The following is a 25,739-nucleotide window of genomic DNA, read 5'->3' as shown; positions in this document are numbered from 1 at the left end:
TGGGTCAGGGAAGCCCCCTACGCCTTGACCGAGGCCACGAAGGCGTTCCAGGCGAGGGCGGGGAAGGCCAGGGTGGGGCCCTCGTGGACCTTGGAGTCGCGAACGACCAGTTCCGCGGTCGCGGGCGACTTGACCTCGACGCACGCCCCGTTCCCGGCGGAATAGGAAGACTTCGTCCACGTCTCCGTGGCGCCCTGAAGCAGTGCCATGTCCACTCCTGTTGCAATTGCTCTGTAGTGCGATTCACGCCAACCGTGTCGACCGGTTGGCGTGATCGACGCTACTCGGCAACAGCCCCTCCCGGCGTACTCGTTCACTCATCCGGATGGCATATTGCAGTAGAGACTTACGCTGCGACGTGGCATGGTGTACGATCCGGCGCCCTATGTGCCCGGAGGGTCAGCGAGCGTAGTCTTTGGCCGCATCGGCGATGAACTGGCGGGATTGCTCCACATTCAGGGACTGCGCCCGCAAATGCTCGTACATCACGGCGTACTTCTGCACGTCCTGCGCCTTCTCCAGATACAGGTCGCTGGTGACGCCCTCGAGATAGACCACGCTGGAGTCGGCCGCATCGGCGAACTCCAGGATCGCGTACTGACCGTTGAGCCCGGGATGCGCACCCACCTCGAACGGCAGCACCTGCACGGTGACGTGCGGCAGCTGGGACATCTCGATGAGGTACTCCAACTGCTCCCGCATCACCAGCCTGCTGCCCACGACCCGGCGCAGCGCGGCCTCGTCGAGCACCACCCACAGCCGGAGCGGGTTGTTCTCGGCGGTGATACGTTCCTGTCGCCGCAGCCGCACCTGCACGCGCTTGTCGATGTCCGCCGTCGAGGTCTCCGGCAACGCCCCCTGTACCAGCGCCTCCGCGTACGCCCTCGTCTGCAACAGCCCGGTCACCAGCTGGGGTTCGTACACGCGCAGCGACTCGGCGTCGGTCTCCAGGCCGATGTAGACGCTGTACGGGATGTCACCGAACGCGTGCCACCAGCCCTGCTGCCGGGAGTCGCGGGCCATCTCCATCAGGGAGTCGACGATCCGCTGGTCCTCGACCTCGTACACCCCGCACAGGTCACGGACGTCGCGCTGACTGATGCTGCGCCGGCCGTTCTCCAGGCGGCTGATCTTCGACTGCGACACCAGCAGTCTCTCCGCCACCTCCTCGGCCGTCATGCCCTTGAGCTCGCGGAGCCTGCGCAGCTCCTGGCCCAGCCGGCGCCGCCTGACGGTGGGATTGACATTGGACGCCACGAGACGTGCACCTCCGGCTGACTGCCTGTACCTACCACTTTGCGTATCTGCTGTTGAGCAGACTGCCACCAAGGGGCTTCCTACCGCTGGGAAACGGTGGATATGCGGCGCGTACGCGTCAGTTCGGGCAAAGAATCGGGCGGACACGCGGTCGAGCGGGGTGGCGAGACCTCCAGAGGTCTCGCCACCCCGCTCGAACCAGCGGCTCCCGAACCGGGTCTGGGGACGGCGGTGCGGCTGTGCTGTGGCTGTGCGGTGGTGCGTGTGCGCCGTGACCGCGGCTCAGTGGGCCACGACGCGCGCCATGGATCCGCGGTGCGGCTGCATCGGAACGCCACGAGCGGGTTCCGGCGCGGACCTGGCTCCTGGCCCGGCCTGGCGGCCGGCCGGGGCCGGGCTGCGGCGCGGCTGTGCCACGGCGCCGTTCTGGACGTCCATCACGGCGTGCGCGACGAGACCGCCCATCGGATCGTGCCTGATCAGATCCCTGAGCCGGGACCTCGAGGAGCGTCCCTCGTTGCCCGGGTACAGGTGCTTGCCGAGGCCGACCGCGTGCGCCAGTGCGGCGAGCGCCGCGGTCCGCGGGTCCGGCGGCACGCCGGTGCGGATCGCGGAATCCAGCCGGGAACGGATCTCCCGACTGATGTCGTTGTCCGTCGCCTGGTAGCGAGTCGTCGGCAACACCCCGCACATCTGACCCGGCACGGCGGCGACCATGCCGCACCGCTCCAGATGCGAGAGGTAGACCTGGCGGAGCCCGAGACGCGGCCCGCCGATCCAGTGGACGGCCCGTACCGGAGCGCCGCGCCTTCGCAGCAACTCCAACGCGCAGTCCAGTGTTGGATCTCCTGTCGGCCGTGGTACCACCACGGCGATACGATCCCCGTCTGGGGCTATCCGTCCGGCCAGCGCCAGCTCCACTAGCTGTGCTCCGGCCAGACCGAGATCGAGCGACTGCGGCTGTGCAGTGGTACCCGTGGTCGGGTCCAGTGCCAGCAACAGAAGCTCCTCCGGAAGTGTTCTGCGGCTCCTGCCCATCCATGCCTCCCCGCGTGGATGAATGACAGGGTGACCCCTCTCACATTGGTCTGTCGAGAGTGCGTGACCGGTTCGTGAGGGAACCGGTAGGTATGTCGTTCTCGTCTACCGCAGGGGACAAGCCCACACACAGGACACTGGTACATGGTTCGGACAGTGGTGGGGGAGGCGTTGTCCGGGTCGGTGGCCGGTCGTCGTACGGCGGTCGGTTATGAAGGCGCACAACGAAAGTGCGGCACATGAGGAGGCATCGGTGGCGGGCGAGTCCCCCGACAGGTCGAAGCAGCGCGAGTCGTCGGTCGAATCGACGTCGGGGAGCGCGGGTCCGGTTCCCGAGGCCCGCGATCCGCGGCTCGCGGTGTCCCGGAAGTCCGAGGAGCGCGGCGGCGTGGACACGGCCACCAGGGTCCTGTCGACCCGGGACCTGACTCCCGACGCCGAGGACTCCGCCAAGGACGACTCCGAGGACGAGGCCAAGGACGACGCGAAGGACTCCGCCCCCCAGGACGACAACCGCCTCCGTGAGGCCGTGGCCGCGTGGGTACGGTCGGGAGACTCGTCCGGCAAGGAGAAGGCGACCGGAGACTCCCCGGAGGCGGAGAGCGCCGACGACAGCGCGGACGCCCCGGCGGACGCCGCGAACGAGGACGCCGCGAGCGACGCGACGGACGAGCCGGAGGACGCCGTCCCGGACGCCGACGAGCCCCAGGACGCCGTCCCGGCCCCGAAGGAACCGAAGGCCGCCGACGAGCGCCCCGACGCCGACGAGCCCGAGGACCTCTCCACGGACGCGGACGAGCCGAAGGCCGCCGACGAGCCCCAGGACGCCGTCCCGGCCCCGAAGGAACCGAAGGCCACCGACGAGCCCCAGGACGCCATCCCGGCCCCGAAGGAGCCGAAGGCCACCGACGAGCCCCAGGACGCCATCCCGGCCCCGAAGGAGCCGAAGGCCACCGACGAGCCCCAGGACGCCATCCCGGCCCCGAAGGAGCCGAAGGCCGCCGACGAGCCCCAGGACGCCGTCCCGGCCCTGAAGGAGCCGAAGGCCGCCGACACCGCCGAGCCCGAGCGGAAGGCGGAGACGGAGGCGGCCCCGAAGGCCGACGCCAAGCCGGGCGACGAGACCACCCCGGATACCGACACCGCCACGAAGACCGGCACGAAGACTGACGCAGCGACCAAAGCGGACGCGAAGGCGAAGCCGGACGCGAAGCCGGAGCCGGACGCGAAGGCGGAGCCGGGCGCCACCACCGAGCCGCCGGCCGCCGACGGCGATGCAGCCCCGGATGGGCCACCCGCACCCGACGACGAAAGCCGCACGGGTGGTGCGGGTGGGAACAAGAAGGCCGAAGGCGAAGCCGAGGCCGTGGATCAGCCCACCGCCGTCTTCAAGGCCCCCAAGCCCAAGCCGCGGGTCGACCAGCCCACGACCATGCTGAAGCTGGGCGGCAAGCCCACCGCGTCCGAGACCCCCGTGCCGGAGGCCGAGCGCACCAGCAAGTTCGTCGCGCTCAAGCCCCTCGACGACCCGTCCACCCGGAAGCCCACCGCCAAGCCCACCGGCAAGGCCACCGACAAATCCACCGCCGAGGCGGCCCCCGCGGACGCCACCACCCCCGTTCCCCAGCTCGGCCCCGAGCGCACCACCCAGCAGCCGCTCCCGCCCAAGCCTCCGCTGGACCTGCTGGCCGAGCTGACGAACACGCCCCCGCCGCCGGAGACCCCGGTCCGCACGCTCGTGCGCCGGGTCAAGATCTGGACCCCGCTGGTCCTGCTCCTGGCGATCGTGTTTGCGGTCGTACAGGCCATGCGTCCGCTGCCCGCCCCCACCCTGGCCCTGACGGCCGAGGACTCGTACCAGTTCAAGGGCGGCAAGCTCGCCCTGCCCTGGCCGTCCGAGGGGCAGGGCTGGATGGACGTCGACGGCATCGGCACGATGGGCAGCTTCGGCAAGCAGACGCCCGTCGCCATCGGCTCCGTCGCCAAGACGATGACCTCCTACATCATCCTCAAGGAGCACCCGCTGAAGCCGGGCGCCGAGGGCCCCTCCATCAAGGTCGACGCCACCGCCGAGAAGGAGGGCGGCTACAACAAGCAGGGCGAGTCGACCCTCGACACGGTGAAGGAGGGCGACAAGCTCACCGAGAAGCAGGCGCTCTCGGCCGTCATGATCCCGTCCGCGAACAACATCGCGCGTCTGCTGGCCCGTTGGGACGCGGGCTCCGAGGCGGCGTTCGTCAAGAAGATGAACGCCACCGCCAAGAAGCTCGGAATGACGCACACCACGTACACCGACCCCTCGGGTCTGAAGGAGACCACCGTCTCCACCGCCGAGGACCAGGTGAAGCTCGGCAACGCGGTCGTGAAGAACCCGGCCCTCGTGGCCATCACCAGCGCGGCCAGCTGGAACGACCCGACCGGCAAGAACTGGTCGAACCCCAACACGCTCCCCTACCTCATGGGCGCGATCGGCATCAAGACCGGCAGCACCACGGCGGCCGGCGGCAACCTGCTCTTCGCCGCGCGCAGGGAGGTCGGCGGTGAGACGGTCACCGTCGTCGGCGCGATCCTCGGCCAGCACAAGCCGAAGATCCTGGAAACGGTCAACGCGGTCAGCAAGACCGCGCTGACCGCCGCGAAGGGCGCGCTGACCTCGGCGCAGATCCTGAAGAAGGGTGACGTCGTCGGCTATGTGGACGACGGTCTCGGCGGCCACACCCCGGTCGTCGTCACCAAGGACGTCACCGCGGTCGGCTGGGCCGGACTGAAGGCGAAGCTCTCCTTCGACGCCGGCGACGTGCCGCACACCGCGAAGGCCGGCACCAAGGTGGGTTCGCTCACCGTGGGTGACGGCAAGAGCGGCGCGGTGAAGGTTCCGGTGGCCCTGCAGAAGCAGCTCAGCGAGCCGCGCCTCGGCAGCAAGCTGACCCGCGTCGGCTGACCCGGGGCACACCGTTCGCCACCCTCGCACCCCGCCGACGAAGCCCCGCGGCGGGGTGCGTGCTAGCGTCACGAAACGGGGCGGTTCACCGGTCGAGGGGACGCGGCCACGAACCGGACAGGAAGCGGCCAGGAACACCGTGAAACGCGGCCGAGAACAGAAGACGGGACACGGGGAGTGCCTTCAGGTGGCCACTGCGGAGCCGACACGCGCCGACGACGCCGATCCGGGCCCGGGAACCGGCCCGCGAATACGCCTGTCCACGGCCGACGGACCCACGGACGGTCCGGCCGGACGCCGGGAGCGGCTGCGCGCCGCCGCTGAAGCGCTCCGGCAGCGGCTGCTGCTGCATCCCGCCCTGTCCATGACCGCGCTCGCCGCGGTACTGCACGTCGTCTGGTTCTTCACGTTCGCCAACAGCGGCGGCGACCTCGCGGCCCAGGACGCGTGGGCGGAGTTCGTCGGCCGGCACCCGGACTCGGCGTACAACCTCGCCTGGTACGGCGGTATGCACCCGGTGTCGTACAGCGTGGTGTCGCCGTACCTGATGTCGGTGCTCGGCGTCCGTACCACGATGATGATCGCGGGAACGGTGTCGGCGGGCCTGCTGACGGTGATCCTCATCCGCAGCCGGGTGGTGCGGAACCCGCTGTGGGCCGCGTCGGCCGGCGTGTTCGCCCTGGTCTGCAACGCGATCTCCGGCCGGGTCACCTTCGGTCTCGGCACGGTGTTCGCGCTCGGCGCGGTCGCGGCCGTGTTCTGCTGGCCGCACCGCTGGCGTCACAAACGCTGGGCGAAGGCAGCGGTCGCGGCCTCCCTCGCCGCGCTCGCCACGATGTCGTCGCCGGTCGCGGGCCTGTTCCTGGGCCTGGTCGCGGCGGCGCTGTTCCTGCAGAAGCGGCGGCCGGGCGCCTGGGCGCTGGGGCTCGCGCCGTCGGCGGTGGTCGCCGTCTCGACGTTGCTGTTCCCCTTCTCCGGCACCCAGCCGATGACCATCGGCTCGGTCGTCATGCCGCTGCTGTACGGGCTGCTCTGCCTGTTCCTCGTCCCCAAGGAGTGGAAGACCGTACGGCTGACCGCCGCCGTCTTCAGCCTCGCGGTGGTGCTGGTCTGGCTGTTCAGCTCGCAGATCGGGTCGAACATCTCGCGGTTGCCGATGCTGTTCGCGGGGGTGACACTGATCGCGGCCCTGCCGTTCACGGTGCCGCGCTCGCGCAAGTGGTACACGACGGTGCTGGCGTTCCTCGGCTTCGTCGGCTGGATCGGTTACAAGTCGGTCGACGACATCATCCACACCACCCCGGACGCGTCCTGGGCGCGCGAGCTCGCCCCGCTCGTCCACGAACTGCAGAAGGTCGGCGCCGAGAAGGGCCGTGTCGAGGTGGTCCCGGCCCGCTCGCACCGCGAGGCCTCCGCGCTCGCACCGTACGTCAACCTGGCCCGGGGCTGGCTCCGCCAGGCCGACATGGAGCGCAACGCGCTGTTCTACGACGGCTCCCTCAACTCGGCGAACTACCACGAGTGGCTCCAGCGCTGGGCCGTCCACTTCGTCGTCCTGCCCAAGGACGACCCGGACGTCACCGGCGGGGAGCGGGAGCGGGCCCTGGTGCAGCGCGGCATGCCGTACCTGACGCAGATCTGGGGCGACGCCAACTGGCAGTTGTTCAAGGTGACCGACCCGACGCCGCTCGCCGAGCCGAACGCGGTCGTCGACCGGGCGGAGCAGGGCGAGATGACGATCGAGGTCCGCAAGGCCGGCCGTGTCCTCATCCGCATCCCCTACTCGCCGTGGCTGAGCATCGTCGACGCCCACGGCAAGAGCCTCAAGCCCCCGCAGGAGACCAAGGCCTCCAAGGAACGGGCCGACGGCACGCCCAAGACGTACGACAACGTCAACGGCTGCCTGTTCGAGACGCCGGAGGACCCCAAGGGCGACAAGTGGACGATGCTGCTCGCGCCAAAGGCCGGGACGTACCGCCTGGCGGCGCCGTACCAGCTGCCCAGGGGGACGCCGTGCCCGGACGAGCTGAAGAAGCCCTGACCCCCTGAGCCGCTGCGCCGCTGAGCCCCCGGCCGTTCAGCGGAGCCTGTCGACGTACGTGTCCGTGCCCGGCACCGTGGGGATGAACGGGGCCACCAGTTCCACCCTGCCCAGCCCCGACTCGGCCACCTGCTCGTCCAGCCCGGTGAAGTACCGCTCCCAGCACTCCCGCGGGTCGGCCTGCAGGAACCACAGCAGGGTCAGCCGGGTGTCGACGCCCTCGACCTGCTTGACGTACGTCATGCGGTCGCCGGGCAGCGGGGTGGGCCGGAAGACGGTCACCAGGGCGGCCGGGGAGCCCGCGACGCGCCTGGGCAGGTGGCGGGAGCGCAGCCACTCCAGCAGTTCGGCGCGCTGCCCGGCGCTGTCGGCGTCGACGACTTCGAGGACCAGGCCCGCGTAGGGGTGGTCGAGCGCGTGGAAGTCGCGGGGTCCGGCCGCGCCGTCCCGGTAGACGGTCGCCTCGTGGTCCTGGAACGCCGTGAAGACGTGGGTGCGGTCCTGGTAGACACGGGCGTCCCGATTGAGGCGCTTGTTGATGGCGACGGTCCACTTCATGTGGTCGTCGTAGCGGCCGTCGGTGACCCAGTAGGTGGAGAGGTAGCAGCCGGCGGTGACCGGCTGGGCCACGGCCGACTTCTCCGGGTAGCGCAGGAGCTGGAGGTCCCGGGTGGCGACCCAGCGGCGGCCCGCGTACATCCAGGGCATGGCCATCGCGCCGGCGTAGTAGTGGTCGTCCTCGTACCAGCGGTTGTACGCGTACTCGTGGCCCGGGTGCGGTTCGACCATGGTGATCAGGGCGTGGCCGGGGCGTACCCCGTACGGGCCCACCGCGGCCAGTTCGGCGTACGTGTCGCTGCGGGTGTCCTCGCTCATGCCGCTTCCCTTCCTTCCTCCGCCGGACGCCCATACTCTGACGCTCCGTCAGATAAATCGCCATCCCCCGGGAGGCCCGGATGTCACTGCTCGAGGGCAAGACGGTCGTCGTGTCGGGTGTCGGGGCCGGGCTCGGCCATCAGGTGGCGGCGGCCGTCGTACGGGACGGCGGGAACGCGGTGCTCGGCGCCCGCACCGAGGCGAACCTCGCCAAGAGCGCGGCCGAGATCGATCCGGAGGGGACCCGGACGGCCTACCGGGCGACCGACATCACCGACGAAGGGCAGTGCGAGGCGCTGGCGGGGCTGGCGCGGGAGAGGTTCGGCGGGGTGGACGCGGTGGTCCATGTGGCCGCCTGGGACTCTTGCTTCGGGGGCCTGGAGGACGCGGACTTCACGACCTGGCAGTCGGTCATCGACGTGAACCTGCTGGGCACGCTGCGGATGACCCGGGCGTGCCTGCCGGCCCTGAAGGAGGCGGGCGGCGGATCGGTGGTGTTCATCGGCACGCAGTCGGCGGTGGCCGCGCCCACGCAGGTCGCGCAGGCGGCGTACGCGGCGTCCAAGGGCGCCCTGACCAGTGCGATGTACTCCCTGGCGCATGAACTCGGGCCGCACCGCATCCGGGTCAACACCGTGCTGCCGGGGTGGATGTGGGGTCCGCCCGTCCAGGCGTACGTCCGGTTCACCGCCCATACGGAGGGCGTGCCGGAGGCCGAGGTCCTCGGGCGGCTCACCGGACGCATGGCCCTGCCGGACCTGGCGACGGACGGCGACGTGGCCGACGCGGCCGTCTTCCTGGCGTCGAGCCGGGCGAGGGCGATCACCGGGCAGTCACTGCTGGTCAACGCCGGGGAGTTGATGCGCTGACCACCCTCCATTTTCAGCCACTTGAGTTGTTCATATAGATGAACTCAGGTCAGTGAGCCGAACATTTTTACTCGCTCTTGACCCTACGCTCGCTTGTCGTGCCCGCGTAACCCCACCCACGATGAGCGGGCACTTCGCGGCCTTCCCCGTCCACGCTCCGCTTATGCGAAGTGCCAGCCAGCTGAGCGGAGTTCAGAAGACGGACCCTGGAAGGGGGGCATATGAACAGTCTCGACTGGGCCGTGCTCATCGGTTACTTCGGCGTGATGGTCGGGATCGGCGTCTGGTCGCACAAACGCGTGGACGACGTCAGCGACTTCTTCACGGCAGGCGGGAAGATGCCGTGGTGGCTGTCCGGCATCTCCCACCACATGTCCGGCTACAGCGCGGTGATGTTCACCGGGTACGCGGGCATCGCATACACCTACGGCGTCACCTCCTTCGTCACCTGGTCCTTCCCCATCGCCCTGGGCATCGCCATCGGCTCCAAGCTGTTCGCGCCGCGCATCAACCGGCTGCGGTCGCGGCTGCGGGTGGCCTCTCCGCTGGAGTACCTGAAGAGCCGTTACGACCTGAAGACCCAACAGGCCCTGGCCTGGTCGGGCATGTTGTTGAAGATCGTGGACGTGGGTGCGAAGTGGGCGGCGATCGCGACACTGCTGTCCGTCTTCACCGGCATCACCCTGAACCAGGGCATCCTCATCACGGGCGCGATCACCGCCGTCTACTGCACGATCGGCGGCCTGTGGGCTGACGCGCTCACCGAACTCGGCCAGTTCATCATCCAGTTGCTGGCCGGCATCTCCATGTTCGTCGCGGTCGTGCTGAAGCTGAACGACAAGGGCATCGGTCTCTTCGACGCCTTCGACCAGCCCGCCCTGCATGGCCACGGCAAGCCCCTGGTCGGCCCGTACGGAACCGTCTTCCTGCTCGCCTTCCTCTTCATCAAACTGTTCGAGTACAACGGCGGCATGCTCAACCAGGCCCAGCGCTACATGGCGACGGGAAGCGCGCACGAGGCCGAGCGGTCGGCGCGGCTCTCGGCGGTCCTGTGGCTGGTCTGGCCGGTCGTGCTCTTCTTCCCGATGTGGGTGTCGCCGCTCCTGGTCCACGCCAAGAAACCGGACGGTTCCGACTCCTACGGCCTGATGACCGAACAGCTCCTGCCGCACGGCCTGCTGGGCCTGGTCATCGTCGGCTTCTTCTCCCACACGATGGCCATGTGCTCCTCCGACGCCAACGCCATCGCGGCCGTCTTCACCCGGGACGCCGCACCGGTGCTGTCCCGGCGGGCCCGGGAGTGGGGCCAGCGCTCCGGTCTGATCGCGGCCCGCGTCACCACGGTGGTCTTCCTCGGCCTGTCCATGGCGGTGGCGACCCAGGTCAACTCCCCCGCCTTCAAGGACATCATCACCGTCGTCATCAAGTGGGTCGCCGGTCTGATGGGCCCGATCGCGATCCCGATGATGCTGGGCCTGCTGCGCCCCTTCCGCCGCTCCGGCCCGACGGCCGCGCTCACCAGCTGGTCGATGGGTCTGCTGGCCTTCTGGCTGGTCAACTACCCGATCAACTGGAACGTCGACGGCGGCGTCCCGCTGCAGTACCAGGTCTCCATCCCGCTGGCCGTCTCCCTGGTCCTGTACATCCTCGTCGGCTACCTGAAGCCCGAGGACACCCCGGAACGCCTGGCCGTCATCGAGCGGATCAACACCGACGGCGACGGGGCGATGGCCGCGGTCCCGGCACCCGCCGGCGCGGGGGACGACATGGTCGGCACCCCGGTCAAGGACTGACGGCGGCCGATCCGCCACGGCGCGACCAGCAGCGGGGTGGGCCCCCCGGCCGGGGGGGCCCCCCCCCCCCCGTCCCCCCCCCCCCCCCGCCGCGGCGGGGCCCCCCCCCCCCCGGCCCCCCCGGGGGGGGGGGCCCCCCGGGGGGGGGGCCCCCACCCCGCACGCGTTCCCGCCCGGCCCGCGCAGAGCTGTCACGCCCGCGGATACCGGGCCAGCCACCCCGGAGACGACCCCGCCGGACCGTGCAGCGCCGGGCCCTGGGTCATCTCCATCGCGAAATCGTCGGCCAGCTCCAGGATCGTCGGACGCCCCTCCAGTTCGACCAGCCATGCCGGCGGGAGGGCCGTCTCCCCGTGCAGGGCGCCGAGGAGTCCCCCGGTCAGCGCACCGGCGGCACCGGAGGGCCCGGCCTGGTTCACCGCCAGGCACAGCCCGTGCCGTACGTCCTCCCCCACGAGCGCGCAGTACACGGCACCGGCCAGCATCCCGTCCGCCGACCCGTCCCCCACCAGCTCCTCCACCCGGGCCGGGGTCGGCATCCCCTGCCGTACGGCGCCCAGCGCGTGCTGCAGGGCGTCCGAGACGGGCTGATGCCCCGGCCGCGCGGCCAGCATGGCCAGCGCCCGCTGCACGGCACCGTCCAGGCTCTCGCCACGGGCCAGCGCGTGCACGATCACCGCGTACGCGCCCGCCGACAGACAGGCGATGGGATGGCCATGGGTCTGCGCCGCGCACTCCACGGCCAGCTGGACCACCAGCTGCGGCTCCCAGCCGACGAGCAGCCCGAACGGCGCCGAGCGGGCAACGGCCTCGGGCCCCAGCTCATCGGGGTTCCTGGGCTTCTCGAGCGTGCCCATGTTCTCGTCCCCGAACCCGAGCAGCAGCGCCCGCGTGGGATCCCGCCGCGCGTACAGCCACTCCTCCCGGGCCAGCCACCCGTCCTCCTTCCGCCGCTCGTCGGGCCCCCAGTCCCGCTGCGTCGCCGCCCATCTCAGATAGGCGCGGTGCAGATCGGTCGGCGGATGCCAGGCCCCGGTGTCCCGCCGCACCTGGGCGCGTATCAGCCCGTCCACCGTGAAGAGGGTGAGCTGCGTGTGGTGCGTGACGGCCCCGCGCCGCCCGTACCCCACCGCCAGGTCGACCAGGCCCTCCACCCCGTACCCCGCCCGGATCTCCTCCATCCCGAGCCCGTCGACAGGCGCCCCCAGCGCATCCCCTACGGCCACCCCGAGCAACGTCCCACGCACCCGGCTACGGAAGTCCTGCTGCTCGACCCGACCCCAGACGGCCCCGGATGTCGCACCCATCCTGACCTCCCACGTGGCACCGCCCGTACGTACGACGCTGAGCACTGTAATCGAACGGGGACGGTCGGTAGAGGGCCGGATCGGTGGGCGGGGTGTGGGTCGGGTGAACGGGGCGGTCGGTTCCGGCCGAGGGCGGCCCTGCCGGGTTGCCGTGTCGGTCGCGACGAACACGGCCCACGAGTGCACGAAGGCGCGCAAGGGTGCCAGGCTCTGGGTCTGCTGAGCGTTGGTCGTGGCCTCGAACAGGTGCTGCGTGAGCGCCAGGAGCCGGCTCGGAGCGATCCGGGCCACCGCGTCCCGAAGCGCGTCCGGAGTCGGCTCGGGCATGGGGATCAGCGGTCCGTACGGGCCGTCGCTCTGGGCACTCACAGTGGTCTCCGGTGCCGCTGGTTCGCTCCCCGTACGGTACCGGCGAAGGCCGCGGCACGCTGCCGGGGCAGCCCAGGCAGTGGGACGCGTTTCCGGCATCGCAGCGGTGAGGCGGTGGGCCAGGAAGCCTCCCGGATGGCGCACGCCTTCCGGCGGGAGCCCCGCACAGAGTGTTCGCTGCACGTCCTCCGGTTCGACGCCGCGTTCCAGCCAGGCGACCACGGCGGGAACGAGACGGCGTACATCGCGCTCGGCCAGGTGGAGGCGACGGTCACGCAGGCGCAGGCCGGCCAGTACCGCGCGAGCGGTCCGGTGTGCGGGCAGGTCGGACGCGGCCGGGGCCGGTTGTTCCGGCTCCTACGGTGGGCTGTCGGTTGGCGTTCGCGGGGCGTTCCGCGTAGTGCGTTCTGGCTCATTGTGTACGGGACCGAGTGGCTGAGCCGGGGAAGAAACCGGCCATGACCACATCAACCTCACGTGCCCCATGGCTCGCCGCCACCCTCCTGACCGGCACGGTCGCCCTCTACATCGGCCTCGTCGCCTTCGGCAACATCACCGACTTCGGCACCAACCAGCAGTTCGTCCGGCATGTCCTCGCGATGGACACGACGTTCAAGGACGACGACCTGATGTGGCGTGCCATCACCTCGCACGCCTGGCAGGACGCGGCGTACGTCGGGATCATCGTCTGGGAGACCGCGGCGGCGTTGATCCTGATCGCCGCGACGTACCTCTGGGCCCGTCACCACCCCCGCGCCCGCCAGGCCTCCACCATCGGCCTGCTGATGCTCCTGCTGCTGTTCGGAGCCGGGTTCATCGCGATAGGCGGGGAGTGGTTCGCGATGTGGCAGTCCAAGACCTGGAACGGGCTGGACGCGGCCACCCGGGTGATCGTCCTGACGGGCGTGGCACTGCTGGTGACGTATCTGCCGGGGGCGGCCCACGAGAACATTCCTGCGGGCTCCGGTGCCCCCGCAGGACGAACTTCACGGCTCGGGGGGTGAGCAGGGCTCCGGTTCGGGGCGCGAGTGGCTCATTCCCCCTTCTCGGTGAACATCTTGATCAGATCCTGGGCCGTGTTGTGTTCGGAGTCGATCCGGTAGCGCTCGCCGTCTTCCGCAGCGGCGACCTCGGCGCTGCGGGAGAACATGGCCCGCTCGTACTCGGTGAGCGCGGCCTCGATGTCGTCGGGGTGCGCGGCGAGGGCCTGGCCGAGTTCGGCGCCGTCGAGCATGGCCAGGTTGGCGCCCTCGCCGTTCGGGGGTTGCAGATGGGCGGCGTCGCCGAGCAGGGTCACCCCCGGCACCCGGTCCCACCGGTGCTCGGCCGGCAGGGCGTGGAGGCGGCGCAGGACCGGCGCGGTGTCGCCGTCGGTGATGAGCGCGGTGAGCTCCGGCGCCCAGCCGTCGAACTCCGCCGCGATCCGCGCGGTGGCCGCGGCGGCATCGGCGAAGTCGATGGCGGCGAACCAGTCCAGCGGCCTGGACAGCCCCACATAGGCGTGCAGGGTGTCGCCGCTCTCCCGGTGGGCGAAGATCTCCCTGCCCGGCGAGGGCGCCATCATCGACCCGCCGCCGACCGCCTTCGCGGTGGCCGGGTGCCGGGTGTCGGCGTCGAGAAGGTAGGTCTCGACGACCGACGTGCCGACGTACTCGGGTATCGCGTCGGACAGCAGCGGCCGCACCCGTGACCAGGCGCCGTCCGCGCCGACCAGCAGGCCCGCTTCGACGGTGCTGCCGTCGGCGAAGGTCACCTCGTGGCGGCCCTCGCCGACGGTACGGGCGCTGCCGACCTTGTGCCCCCACCGGACGGTGCCGGCCGGGAGCGAGTCGAGCAGGATCCGCCGCAGCTCGCCGCGCATCGCCTCGGGACGTCCGCCCGTGCCGTCGTCGGCCTGTTCGAACAGGACGCTCCCGTCCGGGTCGAGGACCCGCATCGCCTGGCGGCCCTCAAGGACGATGGCGTGGAACTCGTCCATCAGCCCGGCCGCCTCGAGGGCGAGCTGCCCGTTGTAGTCGTGGATGTCGAGCATCCCGCCCTGCGTGCGCGCCGCCGGGGAGGCTTCGGCCTCGTACACGGTGACCGGGATGCCGTGGACGTACAGGACGCGGGCCAGCGTGAGTCCGCCGAGTCCGGCGCCGATGATCGTGACTGGAGTGTGCATGATGGCTCCTCGGGATCGGGCCGCCCGGCGAACTCCGGTCGGCCTTCACCCGAAAAGTGCCACCCGCCGCCGACGGGCCGCCGACAACGACCGACAGCCCTCCGACAGTCCCCCGACACGCGGCCTCCACCGCAGGTCGACCGTCAGTCCAACACCGGCAACAACTCCGGCAGATGCCCGTCCGAAGCCGCCGCCGCGCGCTGCCGTTCGTCCGGGACCTGCCCGTACAGGGTCGTGCGGGGCCTGGCCGGGCGGCCGGCGGTTTCGGCCACGGCGATCAGGTCGCGTACCGACTTGTAGGAGCCGTAGGAGGAGCCCGCCATGCGGGAGATGGTCTCCTCCATCAGGGTGCCGCCCAGGTCGTTCGCCCCGGAGCGGAGCATCTCCGCGGCGCCCTCGGTGCCGAGTTTCACCCAGCTCGTCTGGATGTTGGGGATCCAGGGGTGGAGGAGGAGGCGGGCCATCGCCGTGACCGCCCTGTTGTCCCTCGTGGTCGGGCCGGGGCGGGCGATGCCCGCCAGGTACACCGGCGCGTTGGTGTGGATGAACGGGAGGGTGACGAACTCCGTGAAGCCGCCCGTCCGCTGCTGGATGCTGGCGAGCGTGCGCAGGTGGCCGAGCCAGTGGCGGGGCTGGTCCACGTGGCCGTACATCATCGTCGAGGAGGAGCGGATGCCCAGCTCGTGGGCGGTCGTGATCACCTCGATCCAGGTGGCCGTGGGCAGCTTGCCCTTGGTGAGCACCCAGCGGACCTCGTCGTCCAGGATCTCCGCCGCCGTGCCCGGGATGGAGTCCAGGCCCGCTTCCTTGGCCGCCGTCAGCCACTCGCGGATGGACATCCCGGTGCGGGTGGCGCCGTTGACGACCTCCATCGGGGAGAAGGCGTGCACGTGCATGCCGGGGACGCGGGACTTCACCGCCTTCGCGATGTCGAAGTACGCCGTCCCCGGCAGGTCCGGATGGATCCCGCCCTGCATGCACACCTCCACCGCGCCGACCTCCCAGGCCTGCTGGGCGCGGTCGGCCACCTGCTCCAGCGAGAGGGTGTAGGCGTCGGCGTCCGTGCGGCGCTGGGCGAAGGCGCAGAAGCGGCAGCCGGTGTAGCAGACGTTGGTGAAGTTGATGTTGCGGGTGACGATGTACGTCACGTCGTCGCCGACCGCCGACCTGCGCACGTCGTCCGCGATCCGGGTCAGCGCGTCCAGCGCCGGGCCGTCCGCGTGCAGCAGGGAGAGGGCCTCCTCGTCGGTGAGCCGCGTCGGGTCGTCCGCCGCCGTGCGCAGAGCCTCGCGTACGTCCGTGTCGATGCGCTCCGGCGCCATTCCCGGCGCGGCGGCCTCGCGCAGGGCGGCCCAGTCGCCGTACACCTCGTCGAAGTCGTCACGCCGGTCGGACGTGCGGCCCTCGGTGTCGATGGACGCGTGCAGGTCCGTACGGCCGGACGCGACGAACGCCTCCTCCGGCTCCTGCCACGGATGCCCCTCCACCACGGCGTCGGGACGCGCCAGTCCCGTCTCCGGGTCCGCCAGCGCCCGCACGTGCGGAAGCAGCCGCGGGTCCAGCCAGGGCTCGCCCCGCTTGACGAACTCCGGGTACGCACAGAGACGTTCCCGCAGCTCGAAGCCCGCCGCCGCCGACTTCTGCGCCAGTTCCTCGATCTGCGGCCACGGGCGTTCGGGGTTGACGTGGTCGATGGTCAGCGGGGACACCCCGCCCCAGTCGTCGATGCCGGCGCCGATGAGCCGCTCGTATTCGGAGTCGACCAGGTTCGGCGGGGCCTGCAGGCAGGCGGAGGGGCCGAGCAGGTGCCGGGCGACGGCCACCGTGGCGACGAGGTCGTCCAGTTCGGCGTCCGGCATGCCGCGCATCGCCGTGTCCGGCTTGGCGCGGAAGTTCTGGATGATCAGTTCCTGGATGCCGTGGTAGGCCCTCGACACCTTCCGCAGTGCGAACAGGGACTCCGCACGCTCCTCGTACGTCTCGCCGATGCCGATCAGGATGCCCGAGGTGAAGGGGACGGAGGAGCGGCCCGCGTCCTCCAGGACCCGCAGCCGCACGGCCGGTTCCTTGTCCGGGGAGCCGTAGTGCGGCCCGCCGGGCTCGGACCACAGCCGGGTCGCGGTCGTCTCCAGCATCATGCCCATGGACGGGGCGACCGGCTTCAGGCGCTGGAAGTCCGTCCACGACATCACGCCGGGGTTGAGGTGGGGCAGCAGGCCGGTCTCCTCCAGGATGCGGATGGAGATGGCGCGGACGTAGGCGATCGTGTCGTCGTAGCCGTGTGCGTCGAGCCACTCGCGCGCCTCCGGCCAGCGGTCCTCGGGCTTGTCACCGAGGGTGATCAGGGCTTCCTTGCAGCCCAGGGCGGCGCCCTTGCGGGCGATGTCGAGCACCTCGTCGGGGGACATGAACATGCCGTGACCGGCCCGGCGCAGCTTGCCGGGCACGGTGACGAAGGTGCAGTAGTGGCACTTGTCCCGGCACAGCCGGGTGAGGGGGATGAAGACACTCTTCGAGTACGTGATGACACCGGGCCGGCCCGCCGCCTCGAGGCCCGCGTCCCGCACCCGGGCGGCGGACGCGGTGAGGTCGTCGAGGTCCGCGCCGCGCGCCTGGAGCAGGACCGTCGCCTCGGAGACGTCCAGGGCGACTCCCTCGCGGGCGCGTTTGAGAGCGCGACGCATGGAGTTCTCGGTCGGGCCGGTTCCGGGGGTCGCGGAAGTCGTCATCCTTCGAGCATACGAGTGCGGTGATCAGGGCGGTCGGGGCCGCCCCCGCGCTCCACCGCCGCCGCGCTCAGTGAAGGGCGAGCCAGCCGATGCCGACGGCGCACACAGCGCCGCCCGCGATGAGGTCGGCCGGCCTGTGGCGGCGCAGCGAGGAACCGGCCAGCAGGGCGCCGAGCAACACGGCGACCGTGCCGAAGGTGCCGATCAACGGCCCCTTGCTGTAACCGAATTCGTTGATGTGCAACGCGAGGCGCACCAGCCAGATCAGCCTCATGACGCGACCGTGCCCAAGTGAAGTCTCCCCCCGCTGCACACCCCTGCCTGCCGGACGGTGCGCCACGACAGGACGAACGGGCCGCACCCTTCGATCAGCGGTGGTCAGACGCCGATCCGATGCGAACCCGGCTCGACATCTTACGGTTGGATCACGTCGAGCGCGCGCAGTACCCCCGCCTCCCCCACCGGCGGCAACTGCACCACGACCTCCTCGATCCCGAGCTCGGCGTAGTGCGCGAGCTTGCCCGGACTCGGCTGCACGGCGTACGGCACGACCTGCAGGGCGGCCGGGTCGCGGCCCGCGTCGGCCCAGGCGGCGCGCAGCACCGGCAGCGACTCGGTCAGCCCGCACCCGCCGATCGGCAGCCACCCGTCCGCGTACTCCGCGACGTGCGCGAACAGCTTCGGCCCCGCGGCCCCGCCGACGAGCGTCCGGGGCCCAACGACCGGCCCGCGCGGCTTCTGCGCGGGCTTGGGATGGGCGTGACTGGCCCGCACGCTCCCGAACTCCCCCGCGTACCCGGCCGGCTCCTCGGCCCACAGCGCCCGCATCAGCGCCATCCGGTCCCGGACCAGTTCCCGCCGCGTACCCCACTCCACCGTTCCTGTGGACTGAGCATGAGTGGGTCTGCTCAGCCGCGCACCCCGAACGGTTGTGGGCGCACTGGTCCCCGGCGTACTCGACCCCGGGGCAGCGACACGGATCCTGTCCGTGGTCCGATCCCGGGAGGCCGGTTCCCTCACGACCTGGCCAAGTGGGTGTGGCCAGAGGCGACGGGGAGGCCCCGAACCATCACGCTGGTGGAGCGGGGGCCCCGCACGCTGGCGCCATACCCGGCGTCCCAGATCGCACGATCACCGTAGCCCGAACGGCCCAGGACGCCGCAAGCCGGGAGGCCCACGATCACCCGATCGAGGTAAACCGCCCTTGTGCGTACTCCCCGGCCAGCACTTGGCGCCAGCCGCTGCCCAGGCGCCGTGTCCATACCGACTGGTCGGCACATCCACCTCCGCATTGCGTCCATGACAAGCCTTCGCCTCGCGATTCCCTTGCATACGGGGCGAGTTCACGCCCGTACCGGACGGTGACCCCATGTGTGAAGACGCGCACGGCATCGGAAGACGTGCCCTGTTGGTGACGGGAGCGGCGGCCGCGCTTACGTTGGGAAGCGTGAGCTTCGCCGCCGCGGACGGGCAGGGACAGGAGACCCGGACAGTACGCGGCACGCTGCCGCCCGGCTCCCCGGACTTCGTGTACGTACCCGTCGAGGTACCCCCGGGTGTGAGGGAACTCAAGGTCTCCTACACCTACGACAAGCCGTCCGTCCCGGCCGGCACCCAGGGCAACGCCCTCGACATCGGCATCTTCGACCAGCACGGAACCGAACTCGGCGGCCGGGGCTTCAGGGGCTGGTCGGGCGGGGCGCGCACCGAGTTCTTCCTCCGCGCGGACGACGCCACGCCGGGCTACCTCCCCGGACCGGTGCGGGAGGGCACGTGGCACGTCGCCCTCGGCCCCTACACGGTGGCGCCACAGGGCCTGGCGTACGAGCTGACGATCACGCTGACCTATGGCGAGCCGGGGGCAGCGGTTCCGCCCGCGTACCCGCCCGCCCGGGCCAGGGGCCGGGGCCGGGCCTGGTACCGGGGCGACTGCCACCTGCACTCCTGGCACTCCGACGGCCGCCGCACCCCGGCCGAGATCGCGGCCCTCGCCCGGGCGGCGGGCCTGGACTTCATCAACACCTCCGACCACAACACGCACTCCTCCCACGCCCACTGGGCGGACGCCGCCGGGGACGACCTGCTGGTCATGCTCGGCGAGGAGGTCACGACGAGGAACGGCCACGTGGTGGCCCTCGGCACCGACCCCGGCACCTTCGTCGACTGGCGTTACCGGGCACGGGACAACCGCTTCGGCCGTTTCGCGAGGGAGATCCGCCGAGCCGGCGGCCTGGTGGTCCCGGCCCACCCGCACGCCACCTGCGTCGGCTGCGGCTGGAAGTTCGGCTTCGGCGAGGCGGACGCCGTGGAGGTGTGGAACGGCCCCTACACACCGGACGACGAGGTCACACTGGCCGACTGGGACAACCTGCTCGTCGCCTACGTACGGGAGGGGCGGGGGCGGGAGGGCCTGGAGGACGGCCGGGTGTGGCTCCCGGCGATGGGCAACAGCGACGCCCACCGCGACCCGGACGTGGTCGGCAGCCCCCAGACCGTCGTCCTGGCCGACGACCTGACCCGGGAGGCGATCCAGGAGGGCATCCGCGCGGGCCGCTCGTACGTCGCGGAGTCCAAGAACCTCTCCCTGACCTTCACGGTGTCGGACGGCCGGGGCCGGCATGCCGGCATCGGAGAGCGACTGAAGGCCGACCCCGACACCCCTGTGACGGTCCGCCTGGAGGCATCGGGCGCCCCGCGCTGCACGGCCCGCATCGTCACCGACCAGGGCGTCCTGCTGACCAGCGACCCGTTCCCGGTGTCGGGCTCGGGGGTGGTGGAGTGGCGCACGACCCCGGCCTACGCGGCGTACGTACGGGCCGAGCTGCGCCACGAGACGGCGGCGGGTCCGGTGCCGGGGGCACTGGCCGCGCTGACGAACCCGATTTTCCTGGGGCGGTGGGATGGATGAGCGCGACACCTCTCCCTCAACCCGCCGGATTGTCATAAATTGCCGTATTCACATGCAATGCTTAGCTTTGCATCGTTACGCGCTTCATGTGACGTCATGCGGCGCCCACCTCTCACCCGTTGGGGACCCACATGCCGATGCTGCTGATCCAGGGTTCGTTCCAGGTGCTCCACGCCCAGCCGGACGGGGACTCCCTCCACTTCACCCCGAGCGATCCCACCGAGTGGGACCTCCTCCACGGCACCCACCGGGTCCAGCGCAACCACCTGGGCACCAACCAACTGAGGCTCGACGCGATCGACGCCCTGGAAACCCACTACGGCACCGCACCGCGGGTTCACCAGCCGCTGGAGTTCGCGCACGCGGCATCCGCGGAACTGCTCAAGTGGCTCGGCTTCAAGAACGTTCAGCGCGACCAGGACGAGACCGTCACCGCCGCGACCCCCGACCAGGTCCCCGGCTTCATCCTCACCAGAGGCGCCGACCTGCACGGCCGCTGCATCGCCCTCGTCGGCAAGGGCAAGTCTCCCAAGCCCAGCGGGTCGTGGATCAACGTCGACGTGTCGCTGCTGCGGAAGACGGCCAACCACCACCTGCTGGCCACCGGCCTGGCCTACCCCACCTACTACCGCAACCTCTTCCCCGATCTGCGGAACGAACTGACCGACGTGGTCCACCAGGCGCAGAAGGACAAGAAGGGCCTGTGGCCGCAGGACGTGACCACCAAGGGCGCGAAGATCACCGGCATGACGTCGGTCACCGACCAGGTGGTCATCCTGCCCAAGCTGTTCCGCCGCCTCGTCGACTACCTGCGCCTCGGCGACTCGTCGCTGACCGGCTTCCCGGCCTTCCTGGCCCAGAAGAAGGACCGCTTCTTCATCCTGTCCACCGGCCACTCCACCACCGGCCTGGACGTCGTCGTCAAGATCACCAACGGACACACCATCCGGATGACGCACCCCGCCGAAGACCTCGTCTTCGACGAGGGATAGACGAGGGACAGGCGAGGGACAGGCGAGGGACTGTCGAACGTAGCGTGGAAGCTGCGCTTACAGGTCAAGCCCGTCAGGGCCCATCCCGAGGGAGCTTCCCGCCCATGTCCCGTCTCGCCGACCTCCGTTTCCGCGCCGCCACCGCCTTCCAGCGCCATCTGGCCAACCCGGTGACGCGCCGCCTCCCCCTCCAGACGGTCCTGGAGACCACCGGCCGCGTCTCCGGCCTGCCCCGGCAGACCCCGGTCGGTGGCCGCCGGGTCGGAGACTCCTTCTGGCTGGTGTCGGAGTTCGGGGAGAGGTCGCAGTACGTCAGGAACATCCAGGCGAACCCGGCCGTGCGGGTCCGTATCCGCGGGCGGTGGCACACCGGCACGGCCCAGCTGATGCCCGACGACGACCCGGTCGCCCGGCTGCGCCTGCTGCCCCGGGGCAACAGCGCGGCGGTGCGGGCGCTGGGGACGCAGCTTCTGACGATCCGGGTCGATCTCGCCGACGGAGCGACGGGCCGTCAGCCGGCGGGCTTGTAGAACGCGTACGTCGCCGAGTACGGCACGGACAGCTGACCCGTACCGCTGCAGGCCGCGGACGGGGCCAGGCCGCCCACCGTGTCGAGACGCTGGACGTAGGTGACGTCCGCGAACGTCCCGGTTCCGCGCGTGGCCGTGGCCTTCAGGAGCAGCTCGGGTACGGCGCCCTCCTTCGGGGACGTGGCGACCGCCGAGGCGTTGACCGCGCTGCCGTCGACCGTGGACACCCATACGGGACCACGGGAGTGCAGGGCGACCGGGCGGTGGGCGGGGTCCCTCCTCTTGGAGAGCGTCGCGGCGGGCTCCAGAAGCTTCCAGGCGTTGTCGGCGCAGGTGTACGTCTGCACGCCGTGCGCGGAGAAGACCCCGCTCAGCCGGTTGCCGGCGGGTACCTGGAGTGCGGCGGGGGCGTGGAGGGCCGGGATGTGGGCGGGGCGCGCGGACGCGGCGTGGACGGCGGTCGTGCCCAGCAGGGTGGTGGCGGCTGCGGCGGCGACGGCCGTGGTGGTCAGAGCGAGTCGCTTGCGGAGCTTCATGAAAGGTGGTCTCCGAACGGTTGCATGCGTGCCGGGAAGAGGGGCGACCGGTCATCGGAGAACCGGCCGTCCCTCTGTGTTCCGGACGCTACGGACCCCGTCCCCCTCGCGGAGCCGGTTTCCCGTTCTTTGCCCCACCCGTAAGACCTCGGTAAGGCCATGGCCGCCCGAAAGGGCAGGCGACCGGGGCCGCTCGAACACCTCATCCCGGCCAGACGAGCGCCTGCACCTCGCTGTAGGCGTGCAGGGCGTACACCCCCACGTCCCGGCCGACCCCGCTCTTCTTGAACCCCCCGAACGGCGCCTCCATGTTGCGGCCGACGGTGTTGATCCCCACGCCGCCGGCCCGCAGCCGCCGGGCGACCCGGAAGGCACGGGCCACGTCGCCGGACCAGACGTAGTCGATGAGGCCGTAGTCGGAGTCGTTGGCGAGGGTGACCGCCTCCTCCTCGTCGTCGAAGGGGACGACCGACACCACCGGCCCGAAGATCTCCTCGCGGACCGCCCGCATGTCGTTGGTGCAGTCGGCGAGGAGTGTCGGGGCGACGTAGAAGCCGCGGTCGAGCGGTGGGCGTTCGCCGCCCGTGACCACCGTCGCGCCTTCCTTGCGGGCGAGTTCCACGTACGACTCCACCCGGTCCCGGTGTGCCGCGGAGATCACCGGCCCCACCACCGTGTCCGGCTCGCTCGGGTTCCCCACCTCCAACCGCCGTGCGTACGCGGCCAGTCCGTCCACGAGACGGCCGTACACCCCCCGCTGCACCAGCACCCGTGTCGGCGCCGTGCAGATCTGCCCGCTGTAGAAGGAGAAGGTGGTGCCGATGCCCGCCACCGCCGACGCGATGTCCGCGTCGTCGAAGACGAGCGCCGCGCCCTTCCCGCCGAGTTCCATCAGCTGCCGTTTCATGCCCCGCCCGCACACCTCGGCGATGCGCTGCCCGACCGCCGTGGAGCCGGTGAAACTCACCATGTCGACGTCGGGGGAGGCCACGACCGCCTCGCCCACGGCCACCTCGCGGCCGGAGACGACGTTCACAACGCCGGGCGGCGCCCCGGCCGCCTCCAGGGCCTCGGCCATGCGGTAGACGGACAGCGGGTCCTGCGGGGCGGGTTTCACCACGACCGTGTTGCCCATGGCGAGCGCCGGGGCGACCTTCCCGGCCGGGTTGGCCCACGGGTTGTTGTAGGACGTCACGCAGGTGACGACGCCGACCGGCTGCCGCACGGCCAGCGCGCCCATCACGCCCGCCTTCCCCATCGGTCCGGCCTCGTTGATCTGCGGCGGGATCGCCCACTCGGCGGGTTCCACGCGGGCGTACCGGCGGAAGCGGGCCGCGGCCACCCCGATCTGCATCGCGCGGGCGGTGCCGGTGGTGGCGCCGGTCTCGGCGCGGGCGAGGTCGGTGTACGGCGCCAGGTGGGCGCGGATGTGGTCGGCGGCCCGGGCGAGGACCGCCGCGCGTTCCTCGGGCGGGGTGGCGGACCAGGGGCCGAAGGCCTCACGGGCCGCGGCGCAGGCCGCCTGTGCCTGGTCCCGGGTGGCCTCCGGAGCCCAGCCGACGGACTCCTCGGTCGCCGGGTCGGTCACCGCGTAGTGGCCGGCGTCCGGTTCCACCCAGGCGCCGCCGATGAACAGCCGCTGGCCTTCGCTCACTTGGTGCTCACCGTCCGGGTGTCCCGCCCCGAGCGCAGCACCCGTCCCGGTACCGCCCCGGTCACCACGTCGTCCCGGATCGCCTCGACCCCGTTGACCCGGACGGACCGTATCCCGATGGCCTTGGAGTCCAGCCGTGGGCTGTCACCCGGCAGGTCGTGCACCAGGGTGGCCTGGCCCGCGTCGATCCGCTGCGGGTCGAACAGGACGAGGTCCGCATGCCAGCCCTCCCTGATCCGGCCCCGCTCACGCAGGCCGAAGAGGCGTGCCGGGTCGTCCGTCAGCATCTTCACCGCCTGTTCGAGCCCGACCAGCTTCCGGCCGCGCAGACAGTCCCCGAGGAACCGGGTGGTGTAGGGCGCCCCGCACATGCGGTCCAGGTGGGCGCCCGCGTCGGAGCCGCCGAGCAGGACGTCCTCGTGCTGCCAGGTCTCCGCCCGCAGGGCCCAGGACGCCGGATCGTTGTCTGTGGGCATGGGCCACAGGACCGTACGCAGGTCGTCGGCGGCGCAGATGTCGACCAGGCAGGCGAAGGGGTCCTGGCCGCGCTCCTCGGCGATGTCCCGGACCACGCGCCCGGTCAGTCCGCGGTTGGCGTCGCTGTAGGTGTCCCCGATGACGTACCGCCCGAAGTTCGCCAGCCGCCGGAAGACGCCCGCCTCCTTGGAGTCGGCGCGGCGCAGCATCTCCGCCCGGACGTCCGGGTCACGAAGGCGGGCGATGCGCTCCGGGACGGGCAGGCCGAGGATCTCGCCCCAGCCGGGGATCAGGTTCAGCGCGCAGAAGGTGCCCAGCGACATGTTCATCGGGGTGAGGATCGGCATGGTGAGGGCGACGACCCGCCCGCCCGCCTTGCGGGCCCGCTCGCTCGCCGACATCTGCCTGGGCACCCGTTCGGGGACGGCCGCGTCGACGGTGAGGACGTTCCAGTTCAGAGGGCGTCCGGCGCTCGCGCTCATCTCCACGAACAGATCGATCTCGGCGTCGCTGAACTGGTCGAGGCAGCCCGCGACGATCGCCTCGATCTGGGTGCCCTCATGCTCGCCGACGGCCCGGGCGAGGGCGAGGAGTTCCTCGGGGCGGGCGTGACGGGAGGCGACCGGGCGGCCGTCGCCGTCGGAGTGGGTGGACGACTGGGTGGTGGACAGGCCCCAGGCGCCCGCGTCCATCGCCTCGTGGAAGAGGCGCAGCATCTGCTCCAGTTGATGCGGCGTGGGCTGCCCGCCGACCGCGTCCGGGCCCATCACGTACCGGCGGAGCGCGCAGTGCCCCACCATGAAGCCCGCGTTGACGGCGATCCGGCCCTCCAGGGCGTCCAGGTACTCGCCGAAGGTGTGCCAGTTCCAGGGCGCTCCCTCCTCCAGCGCGACCAGGGACATGCCCTCCACCTTGGACATCATCCGGCGGGTGTAGTCGGCGTCCTCGGGCCGGTCGGGGTTCAGCGGGGCCAGGGTGAAGCCGCAGTTGCCGGCGGCGACCGTCGTCACGCCGTGGTTGAGCGAGGGCGTGGCGTACGGGTCCCAGAAGAGCTGGGCGTCGTAGTGGGTGTGCGGGTCGACGAAGCCGGGGGTGAGGACGAGGCCGTGCGCGTCGTCGGTGGTCCGGGCTTCCTCGGTGATCTTCCCGACGGCGGCGATCCGGCCGTTCCTCAGCCCCACGTCGGCGGTGCGGGCGGGGGCGCCCGTCCCGTCGACGACGGTCGCCCCCCTGATGACGTGATCCAGCACGGTCCCCC

The 25,739-nt window shown here is 71.1% G+C and carries 20 protein-coding genes; 8 read left to right on the top strand and 12 right to left on the bottom strand.

The annotated features are described in order from the left end of the window. Positions 1-17: 17 nt before the first annotated feature. From ACFYZQ_RS22825 to ACFYZQ_RS22815, 3 genes are all read right to left on the bottom strand, one after another. Positions 18-209: a DUF397 domain-containing protein gene (locus tag ACFYZQ_RS22825; protein ID WP_389150580.1), complete on the bottom strand. Its 192-nt coding sequence runs from the start codon at positions 207-209 to the stop codon at positions 18-20. A 190-nt stretch (positions 210-399) separates the two neighbouring features. Next, positions 400-1,257, bottom strand: a complete 858-nt coding sequence (locus tag ACFYZQ_RS22820; RefSeq protein ID WP_388802656.1) for a helix-turn-helix domain-containing protein — start codon at positions 1,255-1,257, stop codon at positions 400-402. A gap of 282 nt (positions 1,258-1,539) precedes the next feature. Further along, entirely contained in the window at positions 1,540-2,295 is a 756-nt protein-coding gene (locus ACFYZQ_RS22815; protein ID WP_389150579.1) for a GPP34 family phosphoprotein, read from the bottom strand. A gap of 253 nt (positions 2,296-2,548) precedes the next feature. Between ACFYZQ_RS22815 and ACFYZQ_RS22810 the strand changes: the two genes are divergently transcribed. Continuing rightward, complete coding sequence (locus tag ACFYZQ_RS22810) at positions 2,549-5,236, top strand: D-alanyl-D-alanine carboxypeptidase (protein WP_389150576.1); 2,688 nt, start codon at positions 2,549-2,551, stop codon at positions 5,234-5,236. Between the two features lie 187 nt (positions 5,237-5,423). Beyond that, positions 5,424-7,277: an MFS transporter gene (locus ACFYZQ_RS22805; protein ID WP_389150574.1), complete on the top strand. Its 1,854-nt coding sequence runs from the start codon at positions 5,424-5,426 to the stop codon at positions 7,275-7,277. A 36-nt stretch (positions 7,278-7,313) separates the two neighbouring features. Here ACFYZQ_RS22805 and ACFYZQ_RS22800 read toward each other — a convergent pair whose 3' ends face one another. Continuing rightward, positions 7,314-8,153, bottom strand: coding sequence for a hypothetical protein (locus tag ACFYZQ_RS22800; RefSeq protein WP_389150571.1), 840 nt, complete (start codon positions 8,151-8,153; stop codon positions 7,314-7,316). Between the two features lie 80 nt (positions 8,154-8,233). Here ACFYZQ_RS22800 and ACFYZQ_RS22795 point away from each other — a divergent pair, with 80 nt between their 5' ends. Together ACFYZQ_RS22795 and ACFYZQ_RS22790 are read left to right on the top strand one after the other, a co-directional pair. Continuing rightward, positions 8,234-9,022, top strand: coding sequence for an SDR family oxidoreductase (locus ACFYZQ_RS22795; RefSeq protein WP_389150569.1), 789 nt, complete (start codon positions 8,234-8,236; stop codon positions 9,020-9,022). 221 nt (positions 9,023-9,243) lie between these two features. Further along, positions 9,244-10,815, top strand: coding sequence for a sodium:solute symporter family protein (locus ACFYZQ_RS22790; protein ID WP_389150566.1), 1,572 nt, complete (start codon positions 9,244-9,246; stop codon positions 10,813-10,815). Positions 10,816-11,006: 191 nt separating this feature from the next. On the opposite strand, the gene ACFYZQ_RS22785 is transcribed toward ACFYZQ_RS22790, so the two are convergent. After that, the gene (locus tag ACFYZQ_RS22785) at positions 11,007-12,122 is read right to left on the bottom strand and encodes an ADP-ribosylglycohydrolase family protein (RefSeq protein WP_389150563.1); all 1,116 of its coding nucleotides are present in this window, start codon (positions 12,120-12,122) and stop codon (positions 11,007-11,009) included. An 827-nt stretch (positions 12,123-12,949) separates the two neighbouring features. Between ACFYZQ_RS22785 and ACFYZQ_RS22780 the strand changes: the two genes are divergently transcribed. Further along, positions 12,950-13,495, top strand: coding sequence for a DUF2165 domain-containing protein (locus ACFYZQ_RS22780; RefSeq protein WP_389150560.1), 546 nt, complete (start codon positions 12,950-12,952; stop codon positions 13,493-13,495). 29 nt (positions 13,496-13,524) lie between these two features. Here the strand turns inward: ACFYZQ_RS22780 and ACFYZQ_RS22775 are convergent, their stop codons facing one another. From ACFYZQ_RS22775 to ACFYZQ_RS22760, 4 genes are all read right to left on the bottom strand, one after another. Beyond that, complete coding sequence (locus ACFYZQ_RS22775; RefSeq protein WP_389150558.1) at positions 13,525-14,655, bottom strand: FAD-dependent oxidoreductase; 1,131 nt, start codon at positions 14,653-14,655, stop codon at positions 13,525-13,527. A 143-nt stretch (positions 14,656-14,798) separates the two neighbouring features. Beyond that, a complete protein-coding gene (locus tag ACFYZQ_RS22770) occupies positions 14,799-17,384 on the bottom strand; it encodes a bifunctional FO biosynthesis protein CofGH (RefSeq protein WP_389150556.1) in 2,586 nt (861 codons plus the stop codon). A gap of 67 nt (positions 17,385-17,451) precedes the next feature. Then, positions 17,452-17,658 (bottom strand): hypothetical protein, encoded by a 207-nt coding sequence (locus ACFYZQ_RS22765; RefSeq protein WP_389150553.1) that lies wholly within the window; start codon positions 17,656-17,658, stop codon positions 17,452-17,454. A gap of 140 nt (positions 17,659-17,798) precedes the next feature. Next, positions 17,799-18,296 (bottom strand): LLM class flavin-dependent oxidoreductase, encoded by a 498-nt coding sequence (locus tag ACFYZQ_RS22760; protein ID WP_389151345.1) that lies wholly within the window; start codon positions 18,294-18,296, stop codon positions 17,799-17,801. A 457-nt stretch (positions 18,297-18,753) separates the two neighbouring features. On the opposite strand from ACFYZQ_RS22760, the gene ACFYZQ_RS22755 reads away from it, so the two are divergent. From ACFYZQ_RS22755 to ACFYZQ_RS22745, 3 genes are all read left to right on the top strand, one after another. Next, positions 18,754-20,292: a CehA/McbA family metallohydrolase gene (locus ACFYZQ_RS22755; RefSeq protein ID WP_389150550.1), complete on the top strand. Its 1,539-nt coding sequence runs from the start codon at positions 18,754-18,756 to the stop codon at positions 20,290-20,292. A 131-nt stretch (positions 20,293-20,423) separates the two neighbouring features. Further along, a complete protein-coding gene (locus ACFYZQ_RS22750; RefSeq protein WP_389150548.1) occupies positions 20,424-21,284 on the top strand; it encodes a thermonuclease family protein in 861 nt (286 codons plus the stop codon). Positions 21,285-21,388: 104 nt separating this feature from the next. Further along, positions 21,389-21,814: a nitroreductase/quinone reductase family protein gene (locus ACFYZQ_RS22745; RefSeq protein ID WP_389150545.1), complete on the top strand. Its 426-nt coding sequence runs from the start codon at positions 21,389-21,391 to the stop codon at positions 21,812-21,814. Here the strand turns inward: ACFYZQ_RS22745 and ACFYZQ_RS22740 are convergent. From ACFYZQ_RS22740 to ACFYZQ_RS22730, 3 genes are all read right to left on the bottom strand, one after another. Beyond that, positions 21,796-22,350, bottom strand: a complete 555-nt coding sequence (locus ACFYZQ_RS22740) for a DUF3455 domain-containing protein (RefSeq protein WP_389150542.1) — start codon at positions 22,348-22,350, stop codon at positions 21,796-21,798. The two genes, ACFYZQ_RS22745 and ACFYZQ_RS22740, sit on opposite strands and share 19 nt — an antisense overlap. A 202-nt stretch (positions 22,351-22,552) precedes the next feature. Beyond that, entirely contained in the window at positions 22,553-24,004 is a 1,452-nt protein-coding gene (locus tag ACFYZQ_RS22735; RefSeq protein ID WP_389150540.1) for an aldehyde dehydrogenase family protein, read from the bottom strand. Continuing rightward, complete coding sequence (locus ACFYZQ_RS22730) at positions 24,001-25,731, bottom strand: amidohydrolase family protein (RefSeq protein ID WP_389150537.1); 1,731 nt, start codon at positions 25,729-25,731, stop codon at positions 24,001-24,003. Before ACFYZQ_RS22730 ends, ACFYZQ_RS22735 begins: the two co-directional genes overlap by 4 nt. Positions 25,732-25,739 lie beyond the last annotated feature (8 nt).

This window comes from Streptomyces sp. NPDC001843 (assembly GCF_042891955.1).
Classification (GTDB): domain Bacteria; phylum Actinomycetota; class Actinomycetes; order Streptomycetales; family Streptomycetaceae; genus Streptomyces.
Note: the sequence above shows the minus strand (reverse complement) of the source record. Positions and strands in the feature narration are given on the sequence as shown.

Bases quoted from the DNA above. Each gene is read 5' to 3' on its own strand.
- ACFYZQ_RS22815 (WP_389150579.1), bottom strand. From the start codon at position 2,295: ATGGGCAGGAGCCGCAGAACACTTCCGGAGGAGCTTCTGTTGCTGGCA.
- ACFYZQ_RS22790 (WP_389150566.1), top strand. From the start codon at position 9,244: ATGAACAGTCTCGACTGGGCCGTGCTCATCGGTTACTTCGGCGTGATG.
- ACFYZQ_RS22745 (WP_389150545.1), top strand. From the start codon at position 21,389: ATGTCCCGTCTCGCCGACCTCCGTTTCCGCGCCGCCACCGCCTTCCAG.
- ACFYZQ_RS22775 (WP_389150558.1), bottom strand. From the start codon at position 14,655: ATGCACACTCCAGTCACGATCATCGGCGCCGGACTCGGCGGACTCACG.
- ACFYZQ_RS22795 (WP_389150569.1), top strand. From the start codon at position 8,234: ATGTCACTGCTCGAGGGCAAGACGGTCGTCGTGTCGGGTGTCGGGGCC.
- ACFYZQ_RS22800 (WP_389150571.1), bottom strand. From the start codon at position 8,153: ATGAGCGAGGACACCCGCAGCGACACGTACGCCGAACTGGCCGCGGTG.
- ACFYZQ_RS22780 (WP_389150560.1), top strand. From the start codon at position 12,950: ATGACCACATCAACCTCACGTGCCCCATGGCTCGCCGCCACCCTCCTG.
- ACFYZQ_RS22755 (WP_389150550.1), top strand. From the start codon at position 18,754: ATGTGTGAAGACGCGCACGGCATCGGAAGACGTGCCCTGTTGGTGACG.
- ACFYZQ_RS22785 (WP_389150563.1), bottom strand. From the start codon at position 12,122: ATGGGTGCGACATCCGGGGCCGTCTGGGGTCGGGTCGAGCAGCAGGAC.
- ACFYZQ_RS22770 (WP_389150556.1), bottom strand. From the start codon at position 17,384: ATGACGACTTCCGCGACCCCCGGAACCGGCCCGACCGAGAACTCCATG.
- ACFYZQ_RS22750 (WP_389150548.1), top strand. From the start codon at position 20,424: ATGCCGATGCTGCTGATCCAGGGTTCGTTCCAGGTGCTCCACGCCCAG.
- ACFYZQ_RS22765 (WP_389150553.1), bottom strand. From the start codon at position 17,658: ATGAGGCTGATCTGGCTGGTGCGCCTCGCGTTGCACATCAACGAATTC.
- ACFYZQ_RS22740 (WP_389150542.1), bottom strand. From the start codon at position 22,350: ATGAAGCTCCGCAAGCGACTCGCTCTGACCACCACGGCCGTCGCCGCC.
- ACFYZQ_RS22825 (WP_389150580.1), bottom strand. From the start codon at position 209: ATGGCACTGCTTCAGGGCGCCACGGAGACGTGGACGAAGTCTTCCTAT.